At 55.2% G+C, this 21,909-nt stretch carries 30 protein-coding genes and 2 pseudogenes; 16 read left to right on the top strand and 16 right to left on the bottom strand.

What is annotated here, in order from left to right; translation table 11 throughout:
- Positions 1-70: 70 nt before the first annotated feature.
- Entirely contained in the window at positions 71-424 is a 354-nt protein-coding gene (locus tag N5D61_RS05445) for a hypothetical protein (RefSeq protein WP_279891309.1), read from the bottom strand.
- Positions 425-1,195: 771 nt separating this feature from the next.
- Here N5D61_RS05445 and N5D61_RS05440 point away from each other — a divergent pair.
- The gene (locus tag N5D61_RS05440) at positions 1,196-1,876 is read left to right on the top strand and encodes a hypothetical protein (protein WP_279891307.1); all 681 of its coding nucleotides are present in this window, start codon (positions 1,196-1,198) and stop codon (positions 1,874-1,876) included.
- A gap of 230 nt (positions 1,877-2,106) precedes the next feature.
- Here the strand turns inward: N5D61_RS05440 and N5D61_RS05435 are convergent, their stop codons facing one another.
- The 5 genes and pseudogenes from N5D61_RS05435 to N5D61_RS05415 form a co-directional block, all read right to left on the bottom strand.
- The gene (locus N5D61_RS05435) at positions 2,107-2,316 is read right to left on the bottom strand and encodes a KTSC domain-containing protein (protein ID WP_082405765.1); all 210 of its coding nucleotides are present in this window, start codon (positions 2,314-2,316) and stop codon (positions 2,107-2,109) included.
- Between the two features lie 2 nt (positions 2,317-2,318).
- Positions 2,319-4,151 carry an ATP-binding protein gene (locus tag N5D61_RS05430; protein ID WP_279891304.1) on the bottom strand — a complete coding sequence of 611 codons (1,833 nt, stop codon included), beginning with the start codon at positions 4,149-4,151 and terminating at the stop codon, positions 2,319-2,321.
- Positions 4,148-5,443 (bottom strand): SIR2 family protein, encoded by a 1,296-nt coding sequence (locus N5D61_RS05425; RefSeq protein WP_279891303.1) that lies wholly within the window; start codon positions 5,441-5,443, stop codon positions 4,148-4,150. The genes N5D61_RS05430 and N5D61_RS05425 overlap by 4 nt, the downstream gene beginning before the upstream one ends.
- Positions 5,444-5,606: 163 nt before the next feature.
- Positions 5,607-5,882, bottom strand: a complete 276-nt coding sequence (locus N5D61_RS05420; protein ID WP_279891302.1) for a hypothetical protein — start codon at positions 5,880-5,882, stop codon at positions 5,607-5,609.
- Positions 5,879-6,783: pseudogene (locus N5D61_RS05415) on the bottom strand (integrase domain-containing protein). The gene N5D61_RS05420 and the pseudogene N5D61_RS05415 overlap by 4 nt, the downstream one beginning before the upstream one ends.
- 1,382 nt (positions 6,784-8,165) lie before the next feature.
- On the opposite strand from N5D61_RS05415, the gene N5D61_RS05410 reads away from it, so the two are divergent.
- The 3 genes from N5D61_RS05410 to N5D61_RS05400 are packed head-to-tail and all read left to right on the top strand — an operon-like array spanning position 8,166 to position 9,816.
- Positions 8,166-8,870 carry a TIGR04255 family protein gene (locus N5D61_RS05410; protein ID WP_279891300.1) on the top strand — a complete coding sequence of 235 codons (705 nt, stop codon included), beginning with the start codon at positions 8,166-8,168 and terminating at the stop codon, positions 8,868-8,870.
- On the top strand, positions 8,863-9,213 hold the full coding sequence (locus tag N5D61_RS05405; protein WP_279891298.1) for a hypothetical protein: 351 nt from the start codon (positions 8,863-8,865) through the stop codon (positions 9,211-9,213). Before N5D61_RS05410 ends, N5D61_RS05405 begins: the two co-directional genes overlap by 8 nt.
- 9 nt (positions 9,214-9,222) lie before the next feature.
- Positions 9,223-9,816: a hypothetical protein gene (locus tag N5D61_RS05400; RefSeq protein ID WP_279891296.1), complete on the top strand. Its 594-nt coding sequence runs from the start codon at positions 9,223-9,225 to the stop codon at positions 9,814-9,816.
- Here N5D61_RS05400 and N5D61_RS05395 read toward each other — a convergent pair whose 3' ends face one another.
- From N5D61_RS05395 to N5D61_RS05350, 10 genes and pseudogenes are all read right to left on the bottom strand, one after another.
- Positions 9,817-10,965: an integrase gene (locus tag N5D61_RS05395; RefSeq protein WP_279891294.1), complete on the bottom strand. Its 1,149-nt coding sequence runs from the start codon at positions 10,963-10,965 to the stop codon at positions 9,817-9,819.
- Positions 10,962-11,168: a hypothetical protein gene (locus N5D61_RS05390; RefSeq protein WP_279891292.1), complete on the bottom strand. Its 207-nt coding sequence runs from the start codon at positions 11,166-11,168 to the stop codon at positions 10,962-10,964. The genes N5D61_RS05395 and N5D61_RS05390 overlap by 4 nt, the downstream gene beginning before the upstream one ends.
- 56 nt (positions 11,169-11,224) lie before the next feature.
- Positions 11,225-11,464 (bottom strand): hypothetical protein, encoded by a 240-nt coding sequence (locus N5D61_RS05385; protein ID WP_279891290.1) that lies wholly within the window; start codon positions 11,462-11,464, stop codon positions 11,225-11,227.
- Complete coding sequence (locus N5D61_RS05380; RefSeq protein ID WP_279891289.1) at positions 11,454-11,924, bottom strand: HNH endonuclease signature motif containing protein; 471 nt, start codon at positions 11,922-11,924, stop codon at positions 11,454-11,456. The genes N5D61_RS05385 and N5D61_RS05380 overlap by 11 nt, the downstream gene beginning before the upstream one ends.
- An 85-nt stretch (positions 11,925-12,009) precedes the next feature.
- Complete coding sequence (locus N5D61_RS05375) at positions 12,010-12,210, bottom strand: hypothetical protein (protein ID WP_279891288.1); 201 nt, start codon at positions 12,208-12,210, stop codon at positions 12,010-12,012.
- Positions 12,207-12,461, bottom strand: coding sequence for a hypothetical protein (locus tag N5D61_RS05370; protein WP_279891287.1), 255 nt, complete (start codon positions 12,459-12,461; stop codon positions 12,207-12,209). Before N5D61_RS05370 ends, N5D61_RS05375 begins: the two co-directional genes overlap by 4 nt.
- Before the next feature lie 200 nt (positions 12,462-12,661).
- A pseudogene (csrA, locus tag N5D61_RS05365) lies at positions 12,662-12,823 on the bottom strand (carbon storage regulator CsrA); the annotation flags it as partial.
- Positions 12,824-12,941: 118 nt separating this feature from the next.
- Positions 12,942-13,217 carry a hypothetical protein gene (locus tag N5D61_RS05360; protein WP_279891286.1) on the bottom strand — a complete coding sequence of 92 codons (276 nt, stop codon included), beginning with the start codon at positions 13,215-13,217 and terminating at the stop codon, positions 12,942-12,944.
- A gap of 82 nt (positions 13,218-13,299) precedes the next feature.
- Positions 13,300-13,611, bottom strand: a complete 312-nt coding sequence (locus N5D61_RS05355) for a LuxR C-terminal-related transcriptional regulator (protein ID WP_279891284.1) — start codon at positions 13,609-13,611, stop codon at positions 13,300-13,302.
- Between the two features lie 127 nt (positions 13,612-13,738).
- Positions 13,739-14,500, bottom strand: a complete 762-nt coding sequence (locus N5D61_RS05350; RefSeq protein ID WP_279891282.1) for a helix-turn-helix transcriptional regulator — start codon at positions 14,498-14,500, stop codon at positions 13,739-13,741.
- Positions 14,501-14,610: 110 nt separating this feature from the next.
- Between N5D61_RS05350 and N5D61_RS05345 the strand changes: the two genes are divergently transcribed.
- The 12 genes from N5D61_RS05345 to N5D61_RS05290 all read left to right on the top strand — a co-directional run bounded on the left by N5D61_RS05345 (position 14,611) and on the right by N5D61_RS05290 (position 21,834).
- A complete protein-coding gene (locus N5D61_RS05345) occupies positions 14,611-14,904 on the top strand; it encodes a YdaS family helix-turn-helix protein (RefSeq protein WP_279891280.1) in 294 nt (97 codons plus the stop codon).
- Positions 14,901-15,455: a KilA-N domain-containing protein gene (locus tag N5D61_RS05340; RefSeq protein ID WP_279891278.1), complete on the top strand. Its 555-nt coding sequence runs from the start codon at positions 14,901-14,903 to the stop codon at positions 15,453-15,455. The genes N5D61_RS05345 and N5D61_RS05340 overlap by 4 nt, the downstream gene beginning before the upstream one ends.
- Positions 15,456-15,587: 132 nt before the next feature.
- Complete coding sequence (locus N5D61_RS05335; protein ID WP_279891276.1) at positions 15,588-15,920, top strand: hypothetical protein; 333 nt, start codon at positions 15,588-15,590, stop codon at positions 15,918-15,920.
- On the top strand, positions 15,917-16,162 hold the full coding sequence (locus tag N5D61_RS05330) for a hypothetical protein (protein ID WP_279891274.1): 246 nt from the start codon (positions 15,917-15,919) through the stop codon (positions 16,160-16,162). The genes N5D61_RS05335 and N5D61_RS05330 overlap by 4 nt, the downstream gene beginning before the upstream one ends.
- Entirely contained in the window at positions 16,159-16,638 is a 480-nt protein-coding gene (locus N5D61_RS05325; RefSeq protein ID WP_279891272.1) for a Cro/CI family transcriptional regulator, read from the top strand. Before N5D61_RS05330 ends, N5D61_RS05325 begins: the two co-directional genes overlap by 4 nt.
- A gap of 32 nt (positions 16,639-16,670) precedes the next feature.
- Positions 16,671-17,390, top strand: a complete 720-nt coding sequence (locus tag N5D61_RS05320) for a BRO family protein (RefSeq protein WP_279891270.1) — start codon at positions 16,671-16,673, stop codon at positions 17,388-17,390.
- Complete coding sequence (locus N5D61_RS05315; protein ID WP_279891269.1) at positions 17,387-18,034, top strand: hypothetical protein; 648 nt, start codon at positions 17,387-17,389, stop codon at positions 18,032-18,034. The genes N5D61_RS05320 and N5D61_RS05315 overlap by 4 nt, the downstream gene beginning before the upstream one ends.
- Entirely contained in the window at positions 18,031-18,264 is a 234-nt protein-coding gene (locus N5D61_RS05310; protein ID WP_279891268.1) for a hypothetical protein, read from the top strand. The genes N5D61_RS05315 and N5D61_RS05310 overlap by 4 nt, the downstream gene beginning before the upstream one ends.
- On the top strand, positions 18,261-19,037 hold the full coding sequence (locus N5D61_RS05305; RefSeq protein ID WP_279891266.1) for a helix-turn-helix domain-containing protein: 777 nt from the start codon (positions 18,261-18,263) through the stop codon (positions 19,035-19,037). The genes N5D61_RS05310 and N5D61_RS05305 overlap by 4 nt, the downstream gene beginning before the upstream one ends.
- Positions 19,024-19,845: an ATP-binding protein gene (locus N5D61_RS05300; protein ID WP_279891263.1), complete on the top strand. Its 822-nt coding sequence runs from the start codon at positions 19,024-19,026 to the stop codon at positions 19,843-19,845. The genes N5D61_RS05305 and N5D61_RS05300 overlap by 14 nt, the downstream gene beginning before the upstream one ends.
- On the top strand, positions 19,842-21,275 hold the full coding sequence (locus N5D61_RS05295) for a DnaB-like helicase C-terminal domain-containing protein (RefSeq protein ID WP_279891262.1): 1,434 nt from the start codon (positions 19,842-19,844) through the stop codon (positions 21,273-21,275). Before N5D61_RS05300 ends, N5D61_RS05295 begins: the two co-directional genes overlap by 4 nt.
- Positions 21,262-21,834 carry a hypothetical protein gene (locus N5D61_RS05290; RefSeq protein WP_279891260.1) on the top strand — a complete coding sequence of 191 codons (573 nt, stop codon included), beginning with the start codon at positions 21,262-21,264 and terminating at the stop codon, positions 21,832-21,834. The genes N5D61_RS05295 and N5D61_RS05290 overlap by 14 nt, the downstream gene beginning before the upstream one ends.
- Positions 21,835-21,909: the final 75 nt, after the last annotated feature.

Raw genomic sequence — 21,909 nt, 5'->3', positions numbered from 1 at the left:
GAGTCTGTCGGAAGAATCTGAACGACGCGTGGGGCATGCCTCTTTGCTACAAGAGGCGCGCTACAACGGGTCAAACGTTCCTTTGCACAGATGGCAATGACGACCACGACTCACTGGCGTTGCGACTTAACGCGTCAGTCGACCTGACCGCCAACCCCGCCAGCGAAGCCTCAACCAGCGCCTTGGCCGCCTCGATCTGATGCACGACAGACCGAGCCAACGGGCGAAACTCCGCAGTGCAATTGTCGGCCGATTCATAGGCTGTTGCGGCAGCACAACTGAGAAATTCCGAGACCAGCACCAAAGCGTCATCAACCCGGATGCCGGATTGAACGTTGAAGAGGCTATGGCTACCGAAATTGACGCCGAACGGGGTTGATTGAGTGACGGGCGTTTCGGGTGGGTGGGGGGTGGATTGGATCATGGCTATATTCCTTGGTGAGTGAAGCCGACACCCTCCGCTGTCAAACAGAATGGGTGGCAGCTGTACGCGGGTTGACAGACCAGTCACCAAAGAACCTGGCGCACATGAAAGTGCCCCACATACAGCCGCCATAGCGGTCCACGCGATCCGACGGCTCGCAGGACGTATAACGAATGTTGCTTCTCGGTGGATTCGGTCTGTCAAAACCGGCCGCTGAACCAGCGACGCGAGGAGGGTATGCCGTGATCCCAAGAACCGCAACGCGCGGGGAGGATAGCTGCAAAAATCAGAAGCGTCTTACAAGATCTGGTTTGTTTTGTGGGGGGATGTGTCGGTATAGGGCGTGTGGAGGATGCTTTTTTTGCAGAAGAGGGTGCCCAACCTTGGTCAGCATCCTGCGTTTAACGCGTTATGACAGCCTGCACACCGGATGGAGGCAGGGACGGCCATTCTTTCTTTTCCCGCCGCACGGCCGATAATAACCGAGTGGAACCTCTTTTTTGACCGAGCCACTAGCGCTTACCTTAAGATGATTGTGTTCGACGAATCGCGGTGCGGCACCAGGAGTCGAACTTCATCTCAAGATATTGTTTTTATTGAGGTTTTTTTTGCTTTGTAGCGCAATTATATCCCTAAAAGTATCCCGGTGTGCTCGGTTAGTTACTGAGCGCTCGGGGATCTACTGCTAGTCTAGGGGAGTAACGCCTATCGCGATTTTCTTTTAGTGGACTGGGCTGCGTCGACCAGAATTTCAATCGTGGAAATTTAAGTATGGATAATAAATTCCCTCCACAGAGTGTTAATGTCGAAGCTCTGCTGCAGGAGCTGGAGCGGGACAAGAATACGTTAATTAAATTCGGCATTGATGTTATGGGTCCTTCTGGTAGCCCTATGTATCCATTAGACTGGATGGTCTTCGCTGCCATAAAACGAAGTATTAGTACTTCAAGTGCACTCGAATCAATGGTCCGTACATGGAATATGGTTTGTGCGCGCTCGCTGTTGCGGATGCATATAGACACGGCTCTACGATTCTCTGCCGCCTGGCTTGTACCCGATCCGCATGAATTTGCTCTCAATGTAATGAAAGGGACGCCAATCAACAAGATAAAGGCGAGAGATGGAAAACAAAAGCTATCAGATGCATTTCTCGTTGAGACTCATAAAGATGAGTATCCGTGGCTTCCTGATGTTTACAAAAACCTCTGTGGGTATGTGCATTTTTCAGGCTCGCACATGATCGATTCTATCTCTGGTATTGGAGATGAGGTTGGAACTATCGAGTTTGAGATTTCTGCTACTGATTTAAAATTTCCTGAGTTCAGTTGGGTTGAGGTGCTGGAATGCTTTAGGAAGTCAACCTCTATCCTGTCATGGTATTTACAGGGATATTCGAATACGAAAAAGCTAACTCCGGCGGAGCTGGAAGCGCTGCGTAAGGAGCGAAAATGACACTTAATTTAAGCAGGCAGAATTAACCTGAAAATTGTATCTTTCAGGGTTTGGTGCAGGTAGAGATATTCCTATAAAGGTGTAAGCGGGGCGCAGCCGGATCATCTGAGTAGAGCCGGTTCTTGGTAGGTAGAAAGATTTTAGACAGCTGTTTAGGGTTGGTGCATGTAGCTTGGTCTCTGATTTGATCGGGAAATCGGGCTGCACTTTGTGCAGCCTGATTATGCTAGTCAAACCCTTGAGAAAGGAACCGCGTCTTTAATGTATGTATGGAAAAATTGACCTTTCGAAGGAGCTGCTTTGAATTGTTCATAAAGGTGCTCGCTCACGTTGTAATACTGGTAAACGGCTCCGCTTTTGAACTCAATTTCTAAGGTCTCACTCCCTGGGTCATAGCCGGCAGATATAATGTTTGACGAAGATACGGCATCACGGTTCATTTTCAGCCTTCCTCAGAATCGTCTTTTATTGGGGAGCGGGTTATATCAAGCTTTTGGACAACTGCTGTAGTTTGCTGACTACGCCATGACGCAACCACTCGATCATATCCCTCTGCTGAGCGCCGCCTAGCCCAAGCGTGAGTCACCTCCGGATCATTGCTACGAGGTAAATGTTCTTGGCGAGGTAATGCAACTCGGCAGCGAATAGGAAGGCGTGCTGCTTCACCCGTGATAATTGCTTCTCCTGTTCTTAAGACTGGCAGCAAATCCATTAGACCGGCTAAATTATCTGGTAAGGTCCCCTTCACACGTGCTCGGTCTACAGGGTTAGACAGACGAAGCGCGATAATCGTGCCGCATTGCGATAGAACTGTTTCATCAACCTCTGCTGGGCGTTGAGAAACAACCATCGCTCCAACACCGTATTTTCGGCCTTCTTTAGCAATACGCTTTACTACCTCTGAAGCTACTGTTCCGGCGTCAGGACCCAAGTAGCGATGAGCCTCCTCCATTACTACTAGGAGAGGGCGCTCTACGCCGCCTTCTGATTTTTCCCGGCTCCAAAAAAGGGCTTCATAAACAATACGGAGAATAGAGCCGATAAGGCGTGTGAGGACAGTGCTTGGAACCCCGGATAAGTCTAATATCGTGATTTGTTTATCGTGGCCAAGCCAGCCCTTCAGTAATTGGTCGAGGTCATTCTTTACCGCGCCGGTGAGCTCTGGCTCCCAATCTCCTGGATGAAGTAAGAAGTCAAAGCGTCGATCTAGCAAGCGGGATCGAAGCAGATTCAGCGGTCTACGGATTCCCTTTGCCGCTGTATTGGTAAATGGACCCTTGGTACCCATAGCGTGAGGTTGATATTTTGGTGCTATCAGAGTATCTGCGGCGCCAGCCTCCTCTAAAGCAGGCTCATCACGATTCGCGCCGATGTAGGTAGTTGTTTCAAAATCGATCAACTCGTACCAGAGCTGCTTCAGGCTGAATGGTACAGGGCTATCCACGGTCAATGTTCTTGAGTCGACGCCTGCTTTGGGATGCGCCCTAATCGCCTTTTCCTTTAACTCCGCAATTTTATCCGTAAATGCAATTTCATGGGCGTCGGAAAGCCCGCCGGTAACGAAGTCCAGAAGCTCTCCAGCCTCTAAGGCCCAATAAGGAACGAACAGTGACTCTTGGCCTTGACTAGGTGTAGCACTAAAAACTGTCGCCACATCCTCAAGCGCTTTTGTGTATTCCCCATGGATGTCGAGCATGAGGATACGTGCACCTGGAGAACCCGCTACTTGATCTTTTCGAATTATTGACCTTAAAAGACTTGCAACTGTTGTGGATTTCCCTGCTCCTGTTGAACCAAGTATGGCAGAATGACGCGTTACTAGGGCGTCCAGAGATAGCCGCACCTCAATATTCTCAGCGCTAGCTAGGTGGCCTATAACAACTTGGTCATCGCCAACTGATCCGTATATTCTCCTCAAGTCGGCTTCGGTTACCAAATGTACAGAGTCATTTATGTTCGGGTGCTGGCTTAAGCCCCTTTCGAACTGCCCCCCAATGGTTTCACCGGCTAACTGGACCGTCATCCACCTCCCTGAATCGATGCCTGATGCAATAGACTGTACCGGTGCCGCAGTCGCGCCAACCTCAGAGACGATACCAAATAGGTCTTGGTAGCCTTGAGGGATTCTGACAAAGCTTCCTACTTGCCCTACCCGATATGTATGACCTCTGATGACAGCAAATCCTGAGTCTAGAGACTCGGCGAGCTTAACAGTAAGAGTAGCGCCAGATACGGCGCTGACGACACCTAGATAGGTAGGATCATTGCCACTCATCCATTAGAGTCCTCTGATTTGCCACTACTGAAGTCGGAGCTTTCAACTTCTTCTTTTGGGGCTTCTGGTTCGTCTCTTTTAAGAGACTGGACTACCAAGTCATTAGCCTGAGCTAATGCGCAAAAACGTGCAAATGCTGAAAAGTCTCCCAGCAAGAATAGATCAGGCTCTTTCGGCCAACGTGGTGCCCAAAAGCTTTCGCGTATACTTCCCCAGTTTTTTGGTAGTTCACCTGGACGCCATTTTCCAGGTACACCTCCTATCACAGCCCCGTCAGCTGCATAGACACTAAGGTTTGGTCTGTCGCTTGCTAACTTAACAGCGGGTTCTTCATTTACGAGATTTTGGTACTGGAAAGCCAAAACTGCCGAGTTGGCGTTCATCGCCAAGCTTTCATCAAGAACTGCACATATATGAGCGTCCCTAAAGGAAAACCCTATTGTAAGTAACAAGGAGTCTGGGGTTAGTAAAAAGCGCTTAAGCCTTTCAAAAAGTGCTGAGTAGGGCTGTTTTTGCGTTAGGTCATACTTTAAGTGGTCTGGATAAACTAGCTCGGCTGCTTCCCTGCCATGTCCACGGACGACGGCTCCATCCTCCAATGCCCAACCTAGAGATCCATGCATTTTCCAAAGCTTTGCCCATCGTGGAGGCAAGTCATCACCAGCGACTGAAACCGGATCGAAAAACGGTTTGCCACCGCCTGAAAATCCGTCGAAGTAGGGGCTCCGAACTCTCTCAAATGCTTCCTCAAACAAAAAGTCGTAATTTGTGGTGAATATTTCTACAGAGTTTGTGCGGACCGTTCCCGTTATCCAGGCGATCAAATCAGAGTAGGCGTTCCGTTCTTTTGGTAAATAAACCCCTACGATTTTTGCAATATTCTTGCAAATATCTCTGCCGAGATCTTTATAGCCATTAGAGTCTAGTCCTTGAACTACAGTCTTTCCCAAGGCCTGTTCTAGCAAACGAATGTGGGAAAGAATAGATTCGATATTGGCATTGCTGCCTAGGCTTTCCTTTATCGAATTAACCGCCAATGTCTGCGTCTCTGTAAGCCCAGTGGTAGCTTGGGAAGTCAGCGCTTCAACACCCGGGATTAGCGACTTGCCTTTAGGGTCTATTTCATTCTTCTCATTAACACGAATCGCGAGGGGAGCTCCTGCGCCGACAAGAATCCCGATACGCTTTCTTCCCTGAGATAGCACTTGCCGTAGATCGGACATAAACCGGTCCGGATTGTGGAACGTTTCCATCGTTCTCCCCCCTGAGGATTTTTTTTCGAGATCCTTCATTAGGACCTCAACGTTCTATACCAGCTTCCTGAATGGCAGACTACCCGAGCCAGACAATCTCTGATGGATCGTCATTTCGAGGGTAGGTGCGTCGTCTCCCGCAGTGTGTAAGACACATTGGGTCGGTCGGTGTAGCTCGTGAACAAGAAAATTAGATCCTAGATCATAGGTTGAAAGACCATGACTTTTCTAAACGATATGCGAGCAGCCGTACCGTCAGCAAGTAGTAGTACCGCGTCGCCTCACTGTGCTGGCTGAGGCGATAATTGAGGAACCAAGCCACATGCTTTCGCTTCCACCCCCAGGGTGTGTCTCGATTCCAGCGTTCTGATATTTCAGCTTGGATAGTTTTTGCCTGTCGTAGATGACGCTGCCGTGTCGCATGCGAGCCGGTCAGCACGCCAGCCAAGAACGTTTCCATATCGAATGGCTTGCTCATGCCATTCCCCCGATGTAGGCAGCGACCACATCGATCCGACCGTGCCCCAGCTCGTAGCTGATTTCTCTCCGGGTCACACGATCAAGGTTCTTATCTAACTGGTGACAATTGCCGCCATTGATTGGCGCGGGGCATCGGGTGATCTGCTCGTAGCGCTCACATGCGTACGCTGCTCGTAGCTCATGGAAGCCTTTGAGGTTGTGTGCATGCAGGATGTCCCGAGCTGGGCGGATGATTTCCTGCAGAACGCTCCGGTAACTTTCGTCAGGAGCAATCAGGTTGCGGCTGCCCGCAGGCGACACCTGCCGAGCAAACCCAAGTGCACGTCGAACATGGTCGTCCACCGCAATCCAACGTGGTGCCGAGGCGCCGGTACGGCTGCCTTTGGTGCCATCCTGGATGTTGATCTTGCCAATGTCTCGAGCCTCACGACTTAATCGTGGCAGGTCAGCCAAGATGGCCTCACTTAAGCGCATGCCGGTGGCTCGCGCCAGTAGAACGATTGCAGCGGCCCGTGGCTGATGATCGCGGCAAAGCACATCGACAATCTGCTTAATCTGTTCATTGTCTTGGCCCTGCGGCACTGAGTGTCGAACTCCGCTGCGCTGCATACCCAACGCCTTGCTCGGACTGGGCAGTGCCACGTACTGATCACCGCGAAGCGCTGCCATAGTCCCGTTAACGCTGGAAAGGCGGTTAATGTGAGGTGCTAAGCGCAAGTTCACCGCCCCTAACCAGCTCGCGCAGATAGGCCGCATAGTCCGCCAATACCTTCCGATTAATGCTGCGCATCATTGACACCGGGCCCGTATTCCGAGCGGCACCAGTTCACGAATGCCTGCCACCGATCACTGTGCGGTTTGACCGTGCCGTAATGGCCTGCGCCGAATATGTTTTTCAGCGCTTGCGGCCCCTAGTAGCTCAATTGCTTGCCGTAATCGAAATTGCGGCCATAGCGTCTACCTACCAATGCTATGTCGGTTACCTCTTCTCTTGCTCTCCGATCCTCGCCCCACGTCATCCCGGCAAGAATGCTGAGTGTTATCAGGGATCACGGCCCCTGCGACCTGTGGGGATGTCCTCTACGCGGGACTGGCGGCTCCTTACGTCCGGGAGCAAGGGAATCGCATGATCTGGCCTCCTGAGCACCGTTACCGGTGGGCGGGCGGAGGCTGCATTGGCTGACGTGACCAGCGCCGCGAGATCCTGAGCCAGGTGCAAGCAGCAATGCGATGACCGGGGCATGCCTGACTGTCAGTCAGGTGCAGTCCATTCTGTGGTCTGCGGTACCATCATCGACAGCGCTGTTGGTGGTGACATTGGCGTTTGTCACGCAGCAATATTCGGCTGAGCGGATAGGTTGCTGAAAAGGCAGCGAGGTACGGTGTTTCTGGCACAAGAGGGCCAGATGTGTAAGCGCATCCATCACTGTGAGGACCGGGCGGGCTGCCGGATGCGAATTGCCTTTGGAAAAACCATCGCGAGCGCGGCGTGACCTTGAAGATACGGGCCACCTGATGTGCGGTTATCCACTGCGGCAGTTGCGCCGCACCAGCAGTTAGAGATTCCTCGCCGTCGAAGCGCTTGTCTCGCGCTCTCCGGGCTTTGCCGTGCGACGGGCGATGTCTGTTAGCGGGGCTGTGAGGCGGGCCCGATATCGAAACGCACCTCTATCCTCAAAACTACCCTCATCAGCGCTGGCAACCTTCCAACCCCACCCGAATACCAAAACGAAAAAACCCGCCATAAGGCGGGTTTTTTCGGGGGATTCTAGAGAAGTTTAAAGCCTTCGCTGGAACCTTATATGGTGCCGGCACCAGGAGTCGAACCCGGGACCTACTGATTACAAGTCAGTTGCTCTGAATTGCAAATGCGGGCCTTTGAGCCATGGAAATGTACGCGAGGCCCAGCCTGCAGCCTTCGAATGGTAAGAGGGTGACCACTTATTGTACGCTGCGATTGCTCAAGGATTCTGTGGATAAGCCGACACTTGGGAAGATTCCGCTAGCGTCGGTGTGCGCGTGACTCGTGAGCAAATTGATGCAGATCTGTCCGACCCGTGAGTACCGGACCAGCCGGATCGAATTTGCGTATTGCCGTGATGTCTGTTAATCGACACGCATCGGAAGCTGCTATAGACTTCGCGCGCTGCGGCAACTCAGGACCGCTGCGGTGAGATTTTGGTTTACAGACTAAATTTCTGCGTATTCGGAAGGGGAACGGCGGGTGGCACGAGAGATGACTGGAACAGCTTTGCCGAGCAAGCTAGGGCGGGAGCCGCTTGTGGATGCTGTGTTCGAGATGCGATTCGACAGTCAGATGCCTGTTGCCTCTATTTGGCCAGGCATGCTTTATGGCGAGCTCCCAGGCGAAAAATCCATGGAGAATCTCCCTCTTGTCTCCTTACCGAAGGAGATCCGTGATCAAGATCCCAACCTTGTGCATTCTCCACTCTGCCGGATCAGTTGGGGCGACTTCTGGATTCTGATAGGCGACAGAGTATTTTGTGTAGCCGCGAAGCTTCCCTACTCAGGATGGGATAAATTTTCAGCGGCTATAGATACGGCATTTGGCGTGGTACTGCGTACAAACATGGTTACTGCAGTGAACAGGTGCTCCATAAAATACGTGGACATACTTGACAGCATCCCATTGGATGCCAGCCAATGCTTCAAATTTGAGCTGACCCTCGGTGGCAGGTCTCCTACCGAGAGCACCTTCCACGTTAGGATGGACTCACGCGAGGGCGCTCTGCTCCACATGATACAAGTGGGATCGGCAGCTCAGTACGAGTTGGCGGGTGGGCAGTTGCTTTCTGGCCCTGTACTGGACATCGATTCTGTCTACAATATTGGCTCAGAGGATCCTAAGGTCTTTTTGAGTAAGCTGTCCGAGCGAGCAAACGAGCTTCACGCCGCCAATAAGCGTGTTGTTTTTGACTGCTTGTCTTCCGCAGCACTGGCGTATCTGGAGCCTACTTATGAGTAATTACACGCTTCAGCTTTCGCCCGCTACCTACAGCGCGGCAGCAGGAGCACTGGTACTCGCAACTATATTGGCCGCTCAGGCCAAGGCGGAAGCTATGGACAGCGTTGATCTACCAGCGAAGCCTTCTACCATGGCGGTTGGGCACTATCGCGAGTTCGGCTCAAGCCCCACCATCGGCGTAAATGTCGGTGACGCCGTAGCGTATGGAGCTTTCGACGCCAGCCGCTACCTAGACGATGCGTCTCAGGCTTTCGTCGCTCAGATGTCGCTGGGCATGCAGCCTTTGGGCGCCGAATTTGCGGCGGTCTTGGAAGATCACTTCTGGGATTTGGTGCTCGGGTAAAACTCTTGGATGAACATTGATCAGTTTGATTACAAGGACTTTCTGCCCTATTACCTCACAGAAGAGCAGCGGATCGGCCTAGCTAGCGCTTTGAAGGATTTTTCGGACAAGACGAATCTCTATACGTCGGTGTTTCAAGGCGAGACACTACAGGGTGATTTGTGGAGCAAGAGCCCATTGATGGACTTTCCATCTGGTCAAATCAAGCAAGCTAGGGTTCTCGTTTTATCGAATAGCTGTGACATTTCGCCGGATAACAAGCGCGATCTGCCCGTATATATCACCTACGCACCGGTCATCGGCCTTGCCGGCTATGTCCAGGTGCTGGAAAAACACGGTCTTGATATGGGTGCCATTCAGGCCAAGGTAGAGGCGATCCGGGCGCAAAAAATAACCAGCATGCTATTTCTGCCTTCAGGTCAGGGTATGGACCAAGATGGCGTCGCGCTCTTGGATCGGACCACCTCAATCCCTTATAAAGCCTTTGACGGGCATTTGGAAAAGGCGAAGCTCACCTCTCTTACTCAGGTGGGTCACTATCTGCTTTCGTTCAAGCTTTCCATTCACTTTTGCAGGATGCACGAAGCTATAGCACGAGGATGATCAAGGGGATGATGGATCGACTAAGGGGACGCTGAGGTCGTATACATCCATCATTGATTCGTCTTTGTGACCCGATGCCTGCTGCTTGTCCGCTCTATTTCCCACTGTGTCAGTGATACCCCTACGTTTAAAGTCATGCATCCCGAAGCGCTGCTCTTCGGTGAGAACCTTCTTCTCGATCGCTTGGGTTATCAAGCGCTGAAATGCCGTGTCTAGGCCTGACTTCGACAGCTGCCCGCCACTAGCCGAGACAATGAGGAAGCGCTGGTCCGGACGGAACGGTACAGGCTTTTTCATCTTCTGCCAGGTTTTTGCTCTCTCTGCCTTGGCCGCATCCCACGCGGCTCGTAGCCTCGGCGTCCAACGAACGATATTGTCCCGGCTGCCTTTGCGCCGATTGGTCAACACACCTTCTTCCAGCTCGTTCTCGTCGGTCAAAGTGATCGTCTCGATGCCGCGTAGCCGGCACAGATAGCCAATCTCCATGACATACCAGAGGTACGGCGAGCACGCGCCTTTCTCGCCGCGCTTAAGCTGACCTTGTTGATGGGCGAACTTGATGAGGTTCACCATCACCGTCGAGTCGGGCAGTCGGCGCTGCTTGCGCTCTTTCGGCGCCTCGATCCCGCGTGCAGCGTTGTCAGTAACAAAGCCTCGGTTGCGGCCCCACTGCAGCAATCTTCTGAGGTATCGCAGAGCATGTGCTGCCTTTGAGGGCGTGCCTTCCTGCGCGATCTTGTCGATGATTCGCTGGATCATCGCGGGCGTAAACTTGCGCACCGCCAGTTCGCCCAGCGGCTTCCCGAGCTTCGTCGGATACGCGAGAAGAATATCGCGGGAGTAGCAGTAATCCTCCTGAGTTTTTTTGGCGAGCTCAGTACACTGCTGACTTTTATGAAACTCATCGCAGAGGTACTGCAGGCTATCGCGGTCGACCCCGTTGCGCTCCTCGATGAGCCGGTGCAGCTCCGACAGCGTGACGTTTGCCGCGCACAGGTTGGTGCGCTGGCGCCGTCCCGCCTCATTGAAATAAAGCGTGTACCAGCAACCAGATCCCCGGTGATCAAAATATACGTCGCGTGGCAGCGCGGTCTGGTCGATATGCTTGGGGATGTTGGGGTTATGCTGGCGCTTCCTGCCTCGCTTCATACGATCTCCGCGTCGTACTTGTCCTGATCGACTGGCTTCAGCCCGCCTGCCTGGTTCACCAGATCGACGGTTGTCCACGGCCCCTTACGGCCGAGGAAGATTCGAATCCCTTCCCCACGGAGCGCCCGCTCTACGTCAGCGCGCCGCGTGTAGCCGGTTATCCGCTGCAATTCCTCGAACTCCAATACCTTAGCTGCACTCATGGCGGCTTGCCCCTTCCTGACTCGTCAGGTTTTGGTTTCTTGTTAAAGCTGGCGCGTCAGGTGCGGTTGCCAGGCAGGCTCGGCTTGGACTCAATGAAGACGCTGCTTTCAACTTGGCCACCGACATGACGGATGTACTCCACCTCAACCCGCGCGCTGTCTACGATCACCTTCGCCACATTGCTTACTGCGTCGGCCTTCTTGACTGCACGCTCCAGGTCCTCACCCTCGGCTTCGGCCAGGTTTTCCAGCGCGACGAACAAGTGGTCACGCAGATCGGAAAGTTTATTTTTCATTGCGGCGTTTCCTTTTGATGGTTTTGCGGATCTCGTTCTGCAGGTGCAGGATGTCCAGCACCTCATCGGGGAGGCCGCGATAGTTAAAGTTGGTTCGCAGATGGATCTCGGCCAAGGTGCTCAGCGTCAGGTTTTCCAGCGCTACGTTTCGCGGGTTGCCGTCTTTCGCCCACACTTGCATTCCTTCCGGAACCGGTCCGTGCTCCTGCTCCCAAGTGTGGATGTGCAGCGGCTTCCACACGTCCGGCTGCGCGACCTTGATCATGGTGTAGCGGCCTTTTTTGTGCGTGGCGCCTATTGGCCTCGGCTGCGTGCCTGGCTTCACACCGCGCCGCTCGCATAAGGCGAGGAAGCTCCTGCGGGAGGCTGCGCTACGGTGTTCGTGGGTTTTGCTGATTCCCATCCCCCCGGCTCGCTGACAGATCGCTTGAAGCGTTCGCCCTGGCAGCAGCGCCAGCATGAATTCGTTGCTGCGGTCCTTGTAGAACTGCCGCACAAGCGCATCTTCGGCCGCAGTCCAACGTTTCACGCCCTTGCGCGACCTGTTAGCCACGATCGATGCTCTCGCCGGACTCAGCGACCGTCCGCAGCTTCAGCGCAATCCCGCAAGAATTCGCCAAGGTCGTGAGCTGGCCGACGGTTGTTTCTGGGTTCTGCAGCGCTTGCCCGAAACGGATCAGGCGCTCGCCAAGGCTTCCGAGTTCGTACTGGAGTGTGACGCGGCTTCCCTGTGTGGTGATTGTCATAGTTGAACCCTCTCAACGAGCTTGCGCGGGGCAGGGGTGCTCGCCGGGTCTGGCCTGGCCTGAGAGCTATCCGGCGCCGGGGTACGCTGGCGCAACTGGCTGTCGGGCAAGCAACTGATGCCGGTCCCCGGAATGATCCAGCACGTCACTTGGCGGCGGGCGTCGTGCTGCACATCGATGACCTGCTGCGGCTGATCTGCTTGGGCGAGGCTGGTCAAAGTGACCAGCAGGATTAGGATCAGTCCGCGCATGACTCGCCCTCCATCAAGTTGCCGATGGTCATACCGTGCACGCGCGCCTGTGTTCCCAAAGCGAGTTGGCCGTATGGCAATTGGTTCACCAGCGCTCCTGCCGCTTGGGCGTTTGGCAACTTGAAGACAACAGTCAGAAACACCGGCTCTGCCACTGCTTCCTTGATGCGGTTGTCGATGTGTCGATCGCCGGCGGAGCGTTCGGCCTGAATGCGCTGGAAGATCTCCTCGCGATGGACTTCGACACTGGCGGGCGCCTTGATGCCGATGCGAGCTTGAAGACCTTGAACGCCCAAAAGCGTTACAGCGATTTCGTCGCCGATCTGGATGCTTTTGCCTGCGCGGCGGGTGAGTATCAACATGGTGTTTCTCCCTTTTTAAGGCAAAGCTTCGCCGTGCCGAGTAACTCGGCTTTCTGGAAATTTGCTGTTTTGTTGATGTTGCTAAGACTAACCTTGCGCGGTACTCGAAGTTACCCGTTTAGCAGTACCCGTCATTCGTTCGTGCTTCGACAATCTGACGGACCTGTTCCGGCGTAAACACCAGTGCAGTCTGGAAACCGCTTGATGCTGTGCGCGCACGCTTTGGCTCGATGCCCAGGCGCAATACGTAGCGCCGTGCTGCGCTTCGGTCCATCTTGATCACCTCAGCCAGTTCTTTGATCGTGGTCAGCTTGGGCTTCGTAGTGCTGGCCTGACCAACTACTGCCGCCTGCTGAGCGGGCTCGGCTTCAATCTGTATATTCAGGCTGATCATCAATTGACTCCCATTGTTTCAGGCGTTGGTTCCAGCACCGGACTGCGTCCTATATCCGAAGGCGCACGCCGCTGCATCGGCGTTACGCCAGGAAGACTCCCTTCTCAAGATCATGATCTTCGTGACCTTGAGGTGTCTGCGCAGGGGTAGAAAATGCGATCAGGCCCTGCGTGATAGATGCCACTACCAAGTCGCGAATGGTGCGGCAGCCCATCTTGAAACGTGCGGCTTCGAGTCGCTTCTCTGCCGTCTTTGGCTCAATATTCATCGCTCGCCCGATCTGTTTCACTGTCATCCCGCCTGCGGCCAGCAAGGTTGCCTCCAGCTCACGCTCTGCTAGACCACGGCCGAGGAAGCCGGTCCAAGAGCCAACGTTGAGGGTGGAAGTGATCATGATGGAGCTCCTTGCTGGGTTGTGTTGGACCTAATCTACAAACTAAATTTGTATGATGCAACGGGTATTTGTAATTTCTGGCAAAAAAATGCCAGGCGTGGGCCTGGCGTTTGCTGAATGACGTTTTTCACCAGAGGACCGAGGACCAAAAAACTCGCCCTATGATAGTGATATCCAACTGGTTCATCTCCTCCAAGGTGTAGAACTCGTCTGGGTATTCATCCCTGTTGAAGCTCCTCATCCGAATGCCACCATCAGGCATGCGATGTAGAGACTTTATTCTGAGCTGCCCTCCTTGGTTGATCGCATAGACCTTCCCATCTCTAACGATGGTTGACCCCGTGTCAATACCTACAGTGCTGCCGTCTGGCAACATCGGGCTCATGCTGTCCCCATGAACAGTAACGCACAGTGCTTTGTCGAACTGAACACCTTGCCTACGCATCGTAAGCTTGCCGAATCTCAGCTTTCTGGTTTCTGACACTTCCACCGCGGTTCGCCCAGATCCGGCGGAGAGCTCCACTTCCTTGAGAAAAGGCACATAAACCTCATCATCGTCCAACGGCGTATCGTCGTCCCACGGGAAGATAACACCGTCTATCTCGGCCTCTTTTTCCGCCTTCCGTGCCGGAGCCTTGAGCTCTAAATTCTCAAGCACTTTATTGAACGACCCAGAAAGTAACCCACTTGCGTTGAACAGCACGTGTGAAGAAATCCCAAGCGCTTCAGCAATTTCGATCAGCTTTCTCGGACGTGGAACCGATCTTCCCGACTCCCAAGCCTGCACCGCTTGTGGAGTGACGCCTAACCGCCGAGAGAGCTCGGACTGGTTCAGTCCAAGCCGCTCTCGCTCCTTCGTGATGATGGCAGCAATAGATGAATTAGTCATAGATCAAATATACAACCATTCGTTGTAAGCCTCATTGCAAATATCACTTGTAAAATGCAGTTCAGGTTTGTAGCCTTTGCGTCAATGTCAAAATTCCGCAGGCGAAGACCATGAGCACAAGCCCGATGGCATCAGCAGTCAAGATCGTTGGTAGCCAAACCGCCTTAGCAAAAATTCTGGGTTGCACGCCGCAAAATGTTCAGCGGATGTGCGCCACTGGGAGAATTCCCGCCAAGCACGTTTTAAAAATTGAAGCAGCAAGCGGAATCCATCGATCGGTTCTTAGCCCAGAGATCTATCCAGATCCGGCCCCCACCATGAACCAAATGGTAGGTGTTGAGAGGCTTTCAAAAAAGACGGCCGATGCCCCTGTTCAAGCATCCAGTGCCGGAGGCGCGCAGTGAATAACGTCATCCCGTTCGAGTTTGAGGGCAAGCCTGTGCGCTTCAATACCGAAGGCTGGCTTCATGCAACCAAGCTGGCAGACCGATTCGGCAAGCGCATTGATCACTGGCTGGATAATGCTGACACGCTTGAGTACATCCAGGCACTTGATGAGCATTTGACCGGTGCCGAATCCAAAATTCTAGATACCCGGAATTCCGGGTATGTAAAAACCAGCAAAGCACGAGTGGATCGGGGCGGCGGCACATGGCTGCATCCGAAACTGGCAGTCGCTTTCGCTCGCTGGCTCAGCGCAAAGTTTTCAGTTTGGTGTGACGCGCGCATCGAAGACATTCTCCTCGGCGCACCCTCCGCGCTTGAGCGTCTAAATCGCGCCTGCAAGAACTTTGACGACGGTGAGGCAATCGCCAGTGAGAGCGGTCGCAACTTGAATGCGTGGAAGCGCGTTAAGCCCGCCCTCATCAACGAGATCGAGCGAGGGCGAGAGCTGCTGCAGATGACGCTCGTTTTGAACATCCCTGAAAAACCCCGTCTTCAGGTCCTGCCATGAACACCTGCCCGCATTCCCAATATTTGTTGTCCGGCTAGAAATCGCAGGCAACAAAAAGGCCCGCATTCGCGAGCCTTCTTAACCAGTCCACGCCAATGGACTTTCTTTGAATCTTCGTTCCAGGAGAACGATATGTCACGCCCAAAAAATACCACCGGCATTCCGGTAACGCAACTCCCAACCCTTAAGTCATTGCAGTTCGGCGACCCGCTGATGGAGTACAGCTCTTTGCCTTTTTGCGTCCAAGAGGACATCAGCTTAGACCACGGCCTGGAAATGGCTGCTGATTTGTCTGACGGACTGACACAGCTTTGCATGCGCCTTCACGAAAGTATCAACGACGGCGAGATCGCTTATACGGCTGAGGTTCGTGCTTTGGCCTTTCTGAGCAACGCAGTCTGTGCACTGACCCGTGCAGCAAGCTATGGGCTCAAGGCCGCCGCGTCACAGGAGGCAAGCCAATGAGGACGCCTCAAGATTGCGCTTACGGCTTCAAAAAGATCGCTGAATCTCTGGACGTCATCGGAATTCTGACGGATGTGCTGGCCGAGAACACGATAGCCAGAGAAAGCGCTGATGATGCCAATCCCGAGCCGCAGTTGAACTACCGTTGTGAGGCTGGCATTCAGGCGGCCGTCCGCCTGATTGCGGGCTCGGCTTACCGCGAACTATCTCAGATGGCTACTGATCTGGGGGTGCCGCAATGAACAAGCCAATCCCATCGATGCAGGATCTTGCGGCTGATGCCGAGTTCCAACTGCTGTGCGCAGCCGATCAACTCAACTGGCTTACGGCGCTTGCGAACGCAATTCAGCTTGACCATACCCACGGTTGCGGGAAGTACGCCGCACACCTAGCCCAGCTTGCGGCTTTTTTGAGCGACACCGGCTTCAGCGGTGTGCATAGCGCTATCTGCGAATTCAAGGGCCTGAGCGAATCCGCGCCACAAAGCGCCGAGATTGCAAATCGTGGCGCGAACGACTCGCGGGTGTCGTTGGCTGAATTCGCAAGAGGACGCCATGCCATTGTCGCGAGCGAGCTGGGGATGACCCAAGGTTCGTTGAGTAAAGCCATTCGCGAAGGTCGTTCGATTTTTGTCACCGGCAATTCGGCGGACGGGTACGTAGCCATTGAAGAGAAACCGTTCCCTACACAACGTCGCTCGGTGGAGGTCTCCCAATGAATCTTACGCTTTTCAATTTCAGCGGCGCCTGCGTGCGCGTGACCACTGATGAGCAGGGCGATCCTTGGTTTGTGGCGAACGATATTGCGGTGGCCCTTGGATACGTTAAGCCAGAAAACGCCGTAGCCCGACATTGCAAAGCCGCTACCACTACCCCGAAACAGGGTGGTGGTTTCATGACGATCATCCCGGAGCGAGACGTGTATCGCTTAGTGATGAAATCGAACCTTCCTGCAGCAGAGCGCTTTGAAGAATGGGTCGTGGCCGAGGTGCTGCCATCCATCCGCAAGACCGGTAGCTACCAGCGCCCTATGACGCCCGGCGAGCAACTGCTCGCGCAAGCCCAGGCGGTGATCAACATCGAGCGTCAGCAGGCCGAGCAGCAGGTGGCCCTGGAACGCATCGAAAGTCGCGTCTCCAGCGTTGAACAGGTCCGGTATCTGGATTCGAGGCCAGCAGGTTTCGAGTCGATGACCTGCATCCGCGAGCGCATCAACCTGCGCCACGGCATCCCGCCATGGGTAATCAACGCTGTTATGCGTGACGTGCCTGGCGCGCCGCTGCCGTTCGCCATGGTTCGCAGCAAGCACGCTGATGAAGGCGCGCAGCCCTACGCCATCTGGCCGATTGCCGATATTACCCGCCGCTTTGATCGCTTCGTTGGTGAATGCACCTACGTCACAGCCGAGCGCGCGACCCACCCAGAGATCCGCCAGGGACGGTTCAAAATTCGCCCGAGGGCTTCAGCATGAAAACAGCAAATACTGCTGCGCTGCCAAAGAACTTCAGTGTTGTTACAGCTCTCGTCGAAATTGCGAGCAAGCCGGGAGCCACGCTGGGTACCAGCCTGATCACAACTCGTCGAATCTGCCGGATCTTCGGTGAGCGTTTGGAACGCATCCGCGAGGAGAGCCGCGCTCTTAGCCGCGAGGCTGGGAAGTTGCGCCGCTACCTACCATTCACAACTGACCGCGTGCGAGAGCTTCAGGAGCAGGCCGTGCAGCATTGCGTACAACAACGCGAGGACCTGCGCAAAGTCCTGAGCTCGTTTGGTCGTTCGCTCATGCTCGATACGGAAGGTTTGTACGCAGGACTGGGCTTTGATCGCGTGTGCGACCTGCTGGGCGTGAACGTCATAGAACGCGAAAAGGCGAGGGCTGACGGTGTGTCCGGCATCGCGGAAATTGTCTTTGTCGAAGCTCTTGAAGAGAGTGCTGTGCATCGTGGTCAGGATTGGAAGGACACGCCTCTCTTCAACGCGTGCCATCTTGCCTTTGCGGACTTTCTCCACGAATGCCCGCGCCACCTGCTTCCAGACCCTTTTGCCCCTGGTGCGCCTTTTGGTCCCAAGCTTCCGCCGGTTCTGGCCGTAGTCGGAGGAGGGAAGCCACAATGACCATTACATCCCCATCAACTACCCAAAATCCGGGTAGTTTGCCACCTGCAGAGGTGGTGGCCGGACCATGGCCGACCTACACAAATGGTCGCCACTTGCCGGAGCGTGACCGCTGGCAGATTTATGAGTCGGCGAAGGCGACCCGGCGCGCGCTGGAAGATCGAGGTGTTGTGATGAGCGAGAGCTACGGCGCCTTTGTTGCTCGCGTCTGCATGGAGCTCGACATATGAGTGTGCAAGCTATGTCATGGGCGCTGTCACAGCAGATCATCACGGAGTCGCACGCTCGTCACGTCCTGCTGTGTCTGGCCAATTATGCCGACCAATCGGGCCGTGCGGCATTTCCGGCCGTATCAAGCCTCGCACAGGACACCGGCCTGGCGCCTCGAACCGTCCAGTATCGTCTTCGCGAACTCGAGGAAATGGGTTTGATCAAGCGCGGGAATCAGGCGATTGCATCGGCCTACATCAGCCAGCGTGACCGTGTGCCGGTCTGTTACGACCTGGCCATGGAACGGGGTGCACCGTGTGCACCGGGTGCATGCCACGACGCAACGGGGTGCACGCCAGAACACAACGGGGTGCACGCCACGACAGAACGGGGTGCACAGCGTGCACCCAATCCATCAGTTAACCACCCATTACCCATCCTTAACCAAAAAGAAGGCGCTGACGCACCGAAGTCGGGGAAATCGAAAAGCTCGAAATTTGACCCGCTCACTGCCAAGCCCTCGAACGCATCAGAACAAGCCTGGGCGGATTTTTGCGAAATGCGGAAAGCCAAGCGGGCACCACTGACTCGGAAAGCCTGCGAGAACATCGCGATGAAACTGGCCAGCCATCCCGATCCGGATGCCGTGCTCGATAAATCCACCACCAGCAGTTGGAGCGATGTTTACCCAGATTCGGTTTTGCCGGGGAGTGGAGCGAAGACCCGCCAACAAAGCGCCGTGCTGTCCGTCCCGTCGCATCACCAAGAGGATTACCCTAATGACCGTTTCTAAATTCAGCCCGGCGCCAAGGCTGGCCGAAACGCGCATGCACTCTTGTGGCGTCGCGGGGCACATCCAGCACCAGCGCAGCTTGGTCGAGCAGTTTGACGGTTCATGGAAGCCCAGCGTTTGCCCAGCATGCCGTTGGCAGGCCCTGAACAACACGCCGAAAGACCAAGACGAGTACCGCAACGCTCTCGCCGAGGACATGGCCGAAGACCTCAACGCCGCTTTATTGGCCACGGGCATCACGCCACGGTTCCGCAATTGCAGCTTTGCCACGTACCTCACGGATGGCGATAGGGCCAAGCAGCGGGCGCTCAACATCTGCCGTGGATACGCAGAGGGTTTCGAGCAGCACGCCAAGGACGGTCGCGCCCTGATGCTGCTGGGTGAGATCGGGTGTGGCAAGACCCACCTGGCCTGCGCCATCCTGCAGCACATTGTTCGTCACGAAGGCAAGACAGGCCTGATCGTCACCGCCGAATCGATCACTCAAGCGGTGACCGACAGCTTCCGTAGCAATGCCGGGCCATCGAAGTCTGAGCTGATCGCAGAACTGACGGGTGTGGATCTGTTGGTGATCGATGAGGTGGGCTTCCACACGCCAAAGCCCGGCAAGGATTTCACGCCGAGCCTGCTTCACGAAGTCATCGATGCCCGCTATCAGCGTGTGCTTCCGAGCGTTTTGGTGAGCAACCAGACGAAGGACAGCCTTCACGAATTCATTGGCCCGCGTGCCGTTGACCGCTTGCGCGAGAATGGTGGCCTGCTGGCGCCGTTCACTTGGGTGTCCGCCCGTGCGGGAGGTGCCGTATGAACGCCTTCCTGATGGAGTCGCCACCTGAGCACGGTGGGCCGCTGGAATCGAAGCTGTACAGCCACGAAGCCGAGTACGCACTGATCGGCAGCATGATCCAGCAGAACGACCTGATCGACGACGCTGGCGGCCGGCTGCAGGTGCAGGACTTCCACCACCCGGCCTGCGCGGAACTGTTCGAGTTGCTGTTAGCGCTGCGCTCGAAGTCGATAGGGATCGACGTAGTGACCCTATCCGATGCTCGCTCGCACCTTGCGGACAGCCAGAGCACGCTGGCGGTGGCGGCTAAGATCGTGCAGGGCACCCCGAGCGCTGCGAACTTCGATGCCTACACCAAGATCGTCAAAGAACGCTCTGTAGCTCGCCGCGTGATCATGGCAGGCCAAGCTATGGCTGAGCGCCTCATGGCTGGCGATCCCCTTGACGAGGTCATGGCGCAGGGACAGCAAGCATGGCTGGCGCTGGAGTCGGAAGGAACTGATGCCCGGCGCCGGTACCGGTTTATCGGCGAGATCCTTCCGGAAGCCATGGATGGGATCGACCGGCGTTTCAACCGGGCGGTTTCCCTTGGTTTTGATACTGGCCTGCCTTCGTTGGACGAATTCATTCCGGGCCTTTGCCCTGGGCATGTGGTGGTGGTCGCCGGTGCGCCGGGTCAGGGCAAAACCACTCTCGGATTGAACATGGCGGAGCGGGTGGCACTGCTCAAGAAGATCCCGGCGCTGGTTTTCTCGCTGGAGATGACAGACATCGAACTGACGAACCGGTCGTTGTCGTCTGTGGGCAGCGTCCAGCTGAAGCACATTGCCGAAGGGCACTCTATGGCCGATTCAGACTGGCCGGGGCTCACCAAGGCGGTCGCCCAGCTCAACGATGCACCACTGATCTTCTGTGACGACTCCACACTGACGCTGCGCGACATTCGCCAGATCTGCCGCACCGTCAAGCGTGAGCACGGGCTGGGGATAGTGGGAATTGACTATCTGGGCCTGATCAATGGCGAGAGCAAATCAGCCAGCCGCTATGAGGTGGTCACCGACGTTTCGAAGGGCATCAAGCGCCTGGCCAAGGAACTCGGCATTCCGATCCTGCTGTTGGCGCAACTGAATCGCGGCCCTAGCGCCCGAGCCAGCAAGAAGCCGACCAAGAGCGACCTGCGCGATTCCGGGCAGATCGAGGCGGATGCTGACGTGGTGATCCTCGTCCACCGCGACGGCGAGTCGGAAGCAGGGCAGGCAGGCGTCACCGAGCTGATCGTCGACAAAAACCGCCATGGACCCACCGGCACCTGCCGTGTTCAGCACCAGGGGGCCTATCACCGATTCGTCGAACTGATACCTGGGTCTTTCAGCGATGAAGATGTGGAAATGAACCGCCCAAGTTCGACTCGCAGATACGGCAAAGGGAGACCAGACCATGCGAATTTTTGATTGGCTCAAGCCAAAGTCGATTCGGGAAAACGCTTCTCCATCGGTGTTGGCGCAGATGGCGAATGAGACCGGGGCTGTGCTGCTCGAGCATGGGCAGACACTTGCCCAATTGGCTGAGGCGAAATATCCCGAGGCCGAGCGCATCGCCGAGTCACTGCGCGAATTCCCCGATGATTGGGCGTGGCGTTTTAAGGGCTACGAACTCCAGCACGTCCCGACGGGCTTCACTCTGTGGGTGGCGAACGAGGACTACGGCCTGGCCGAAGTGATCAGTAACGGCGTAAAGCAGGGCTTCAAGAAACCAGAGCAGCAGATCATCTGGCCTGCCGTGGAGGCCTGGCTCGTGCGCGGGAAGGTGGGTTTCACCGGTCGTCTGCCGAAGGTGAAGATCACAGGCAGCCGGGGCACCTATTGGTGCGTGGCGGACGGGCATCCATGGGCTGGCGTTGGTGACAGTCCCGCCGAGGCCTATCGGTCATGGGCGCGCGCGGTGTCGATTGCGGCCCGCAAGGACCAGCAGCCGAACGAAGTTTTGCACGTCTGGAGTGGCGCCGCATGACAACTCTGAACCTGACATACGCCCAATGCCGTGAAATCGGGAATCGCCGCCAGCCCGCACCGGGCAAGGCGTGCG

It is taken from the genome of Pseudomonas sp. GD03842 (assembly GCF_029841165.1).
In the GTDB taxonomy this organism is placed as follows: domain Bacteria; phylum Pseudomonadota; class Gammaproteobacteria; order Pseudomonadales; family Pseudomonadaceae; genus Aquipseudomonas.
This window is presented reverse-complemented; position numbering and strand designations above follow the sequence as displayed.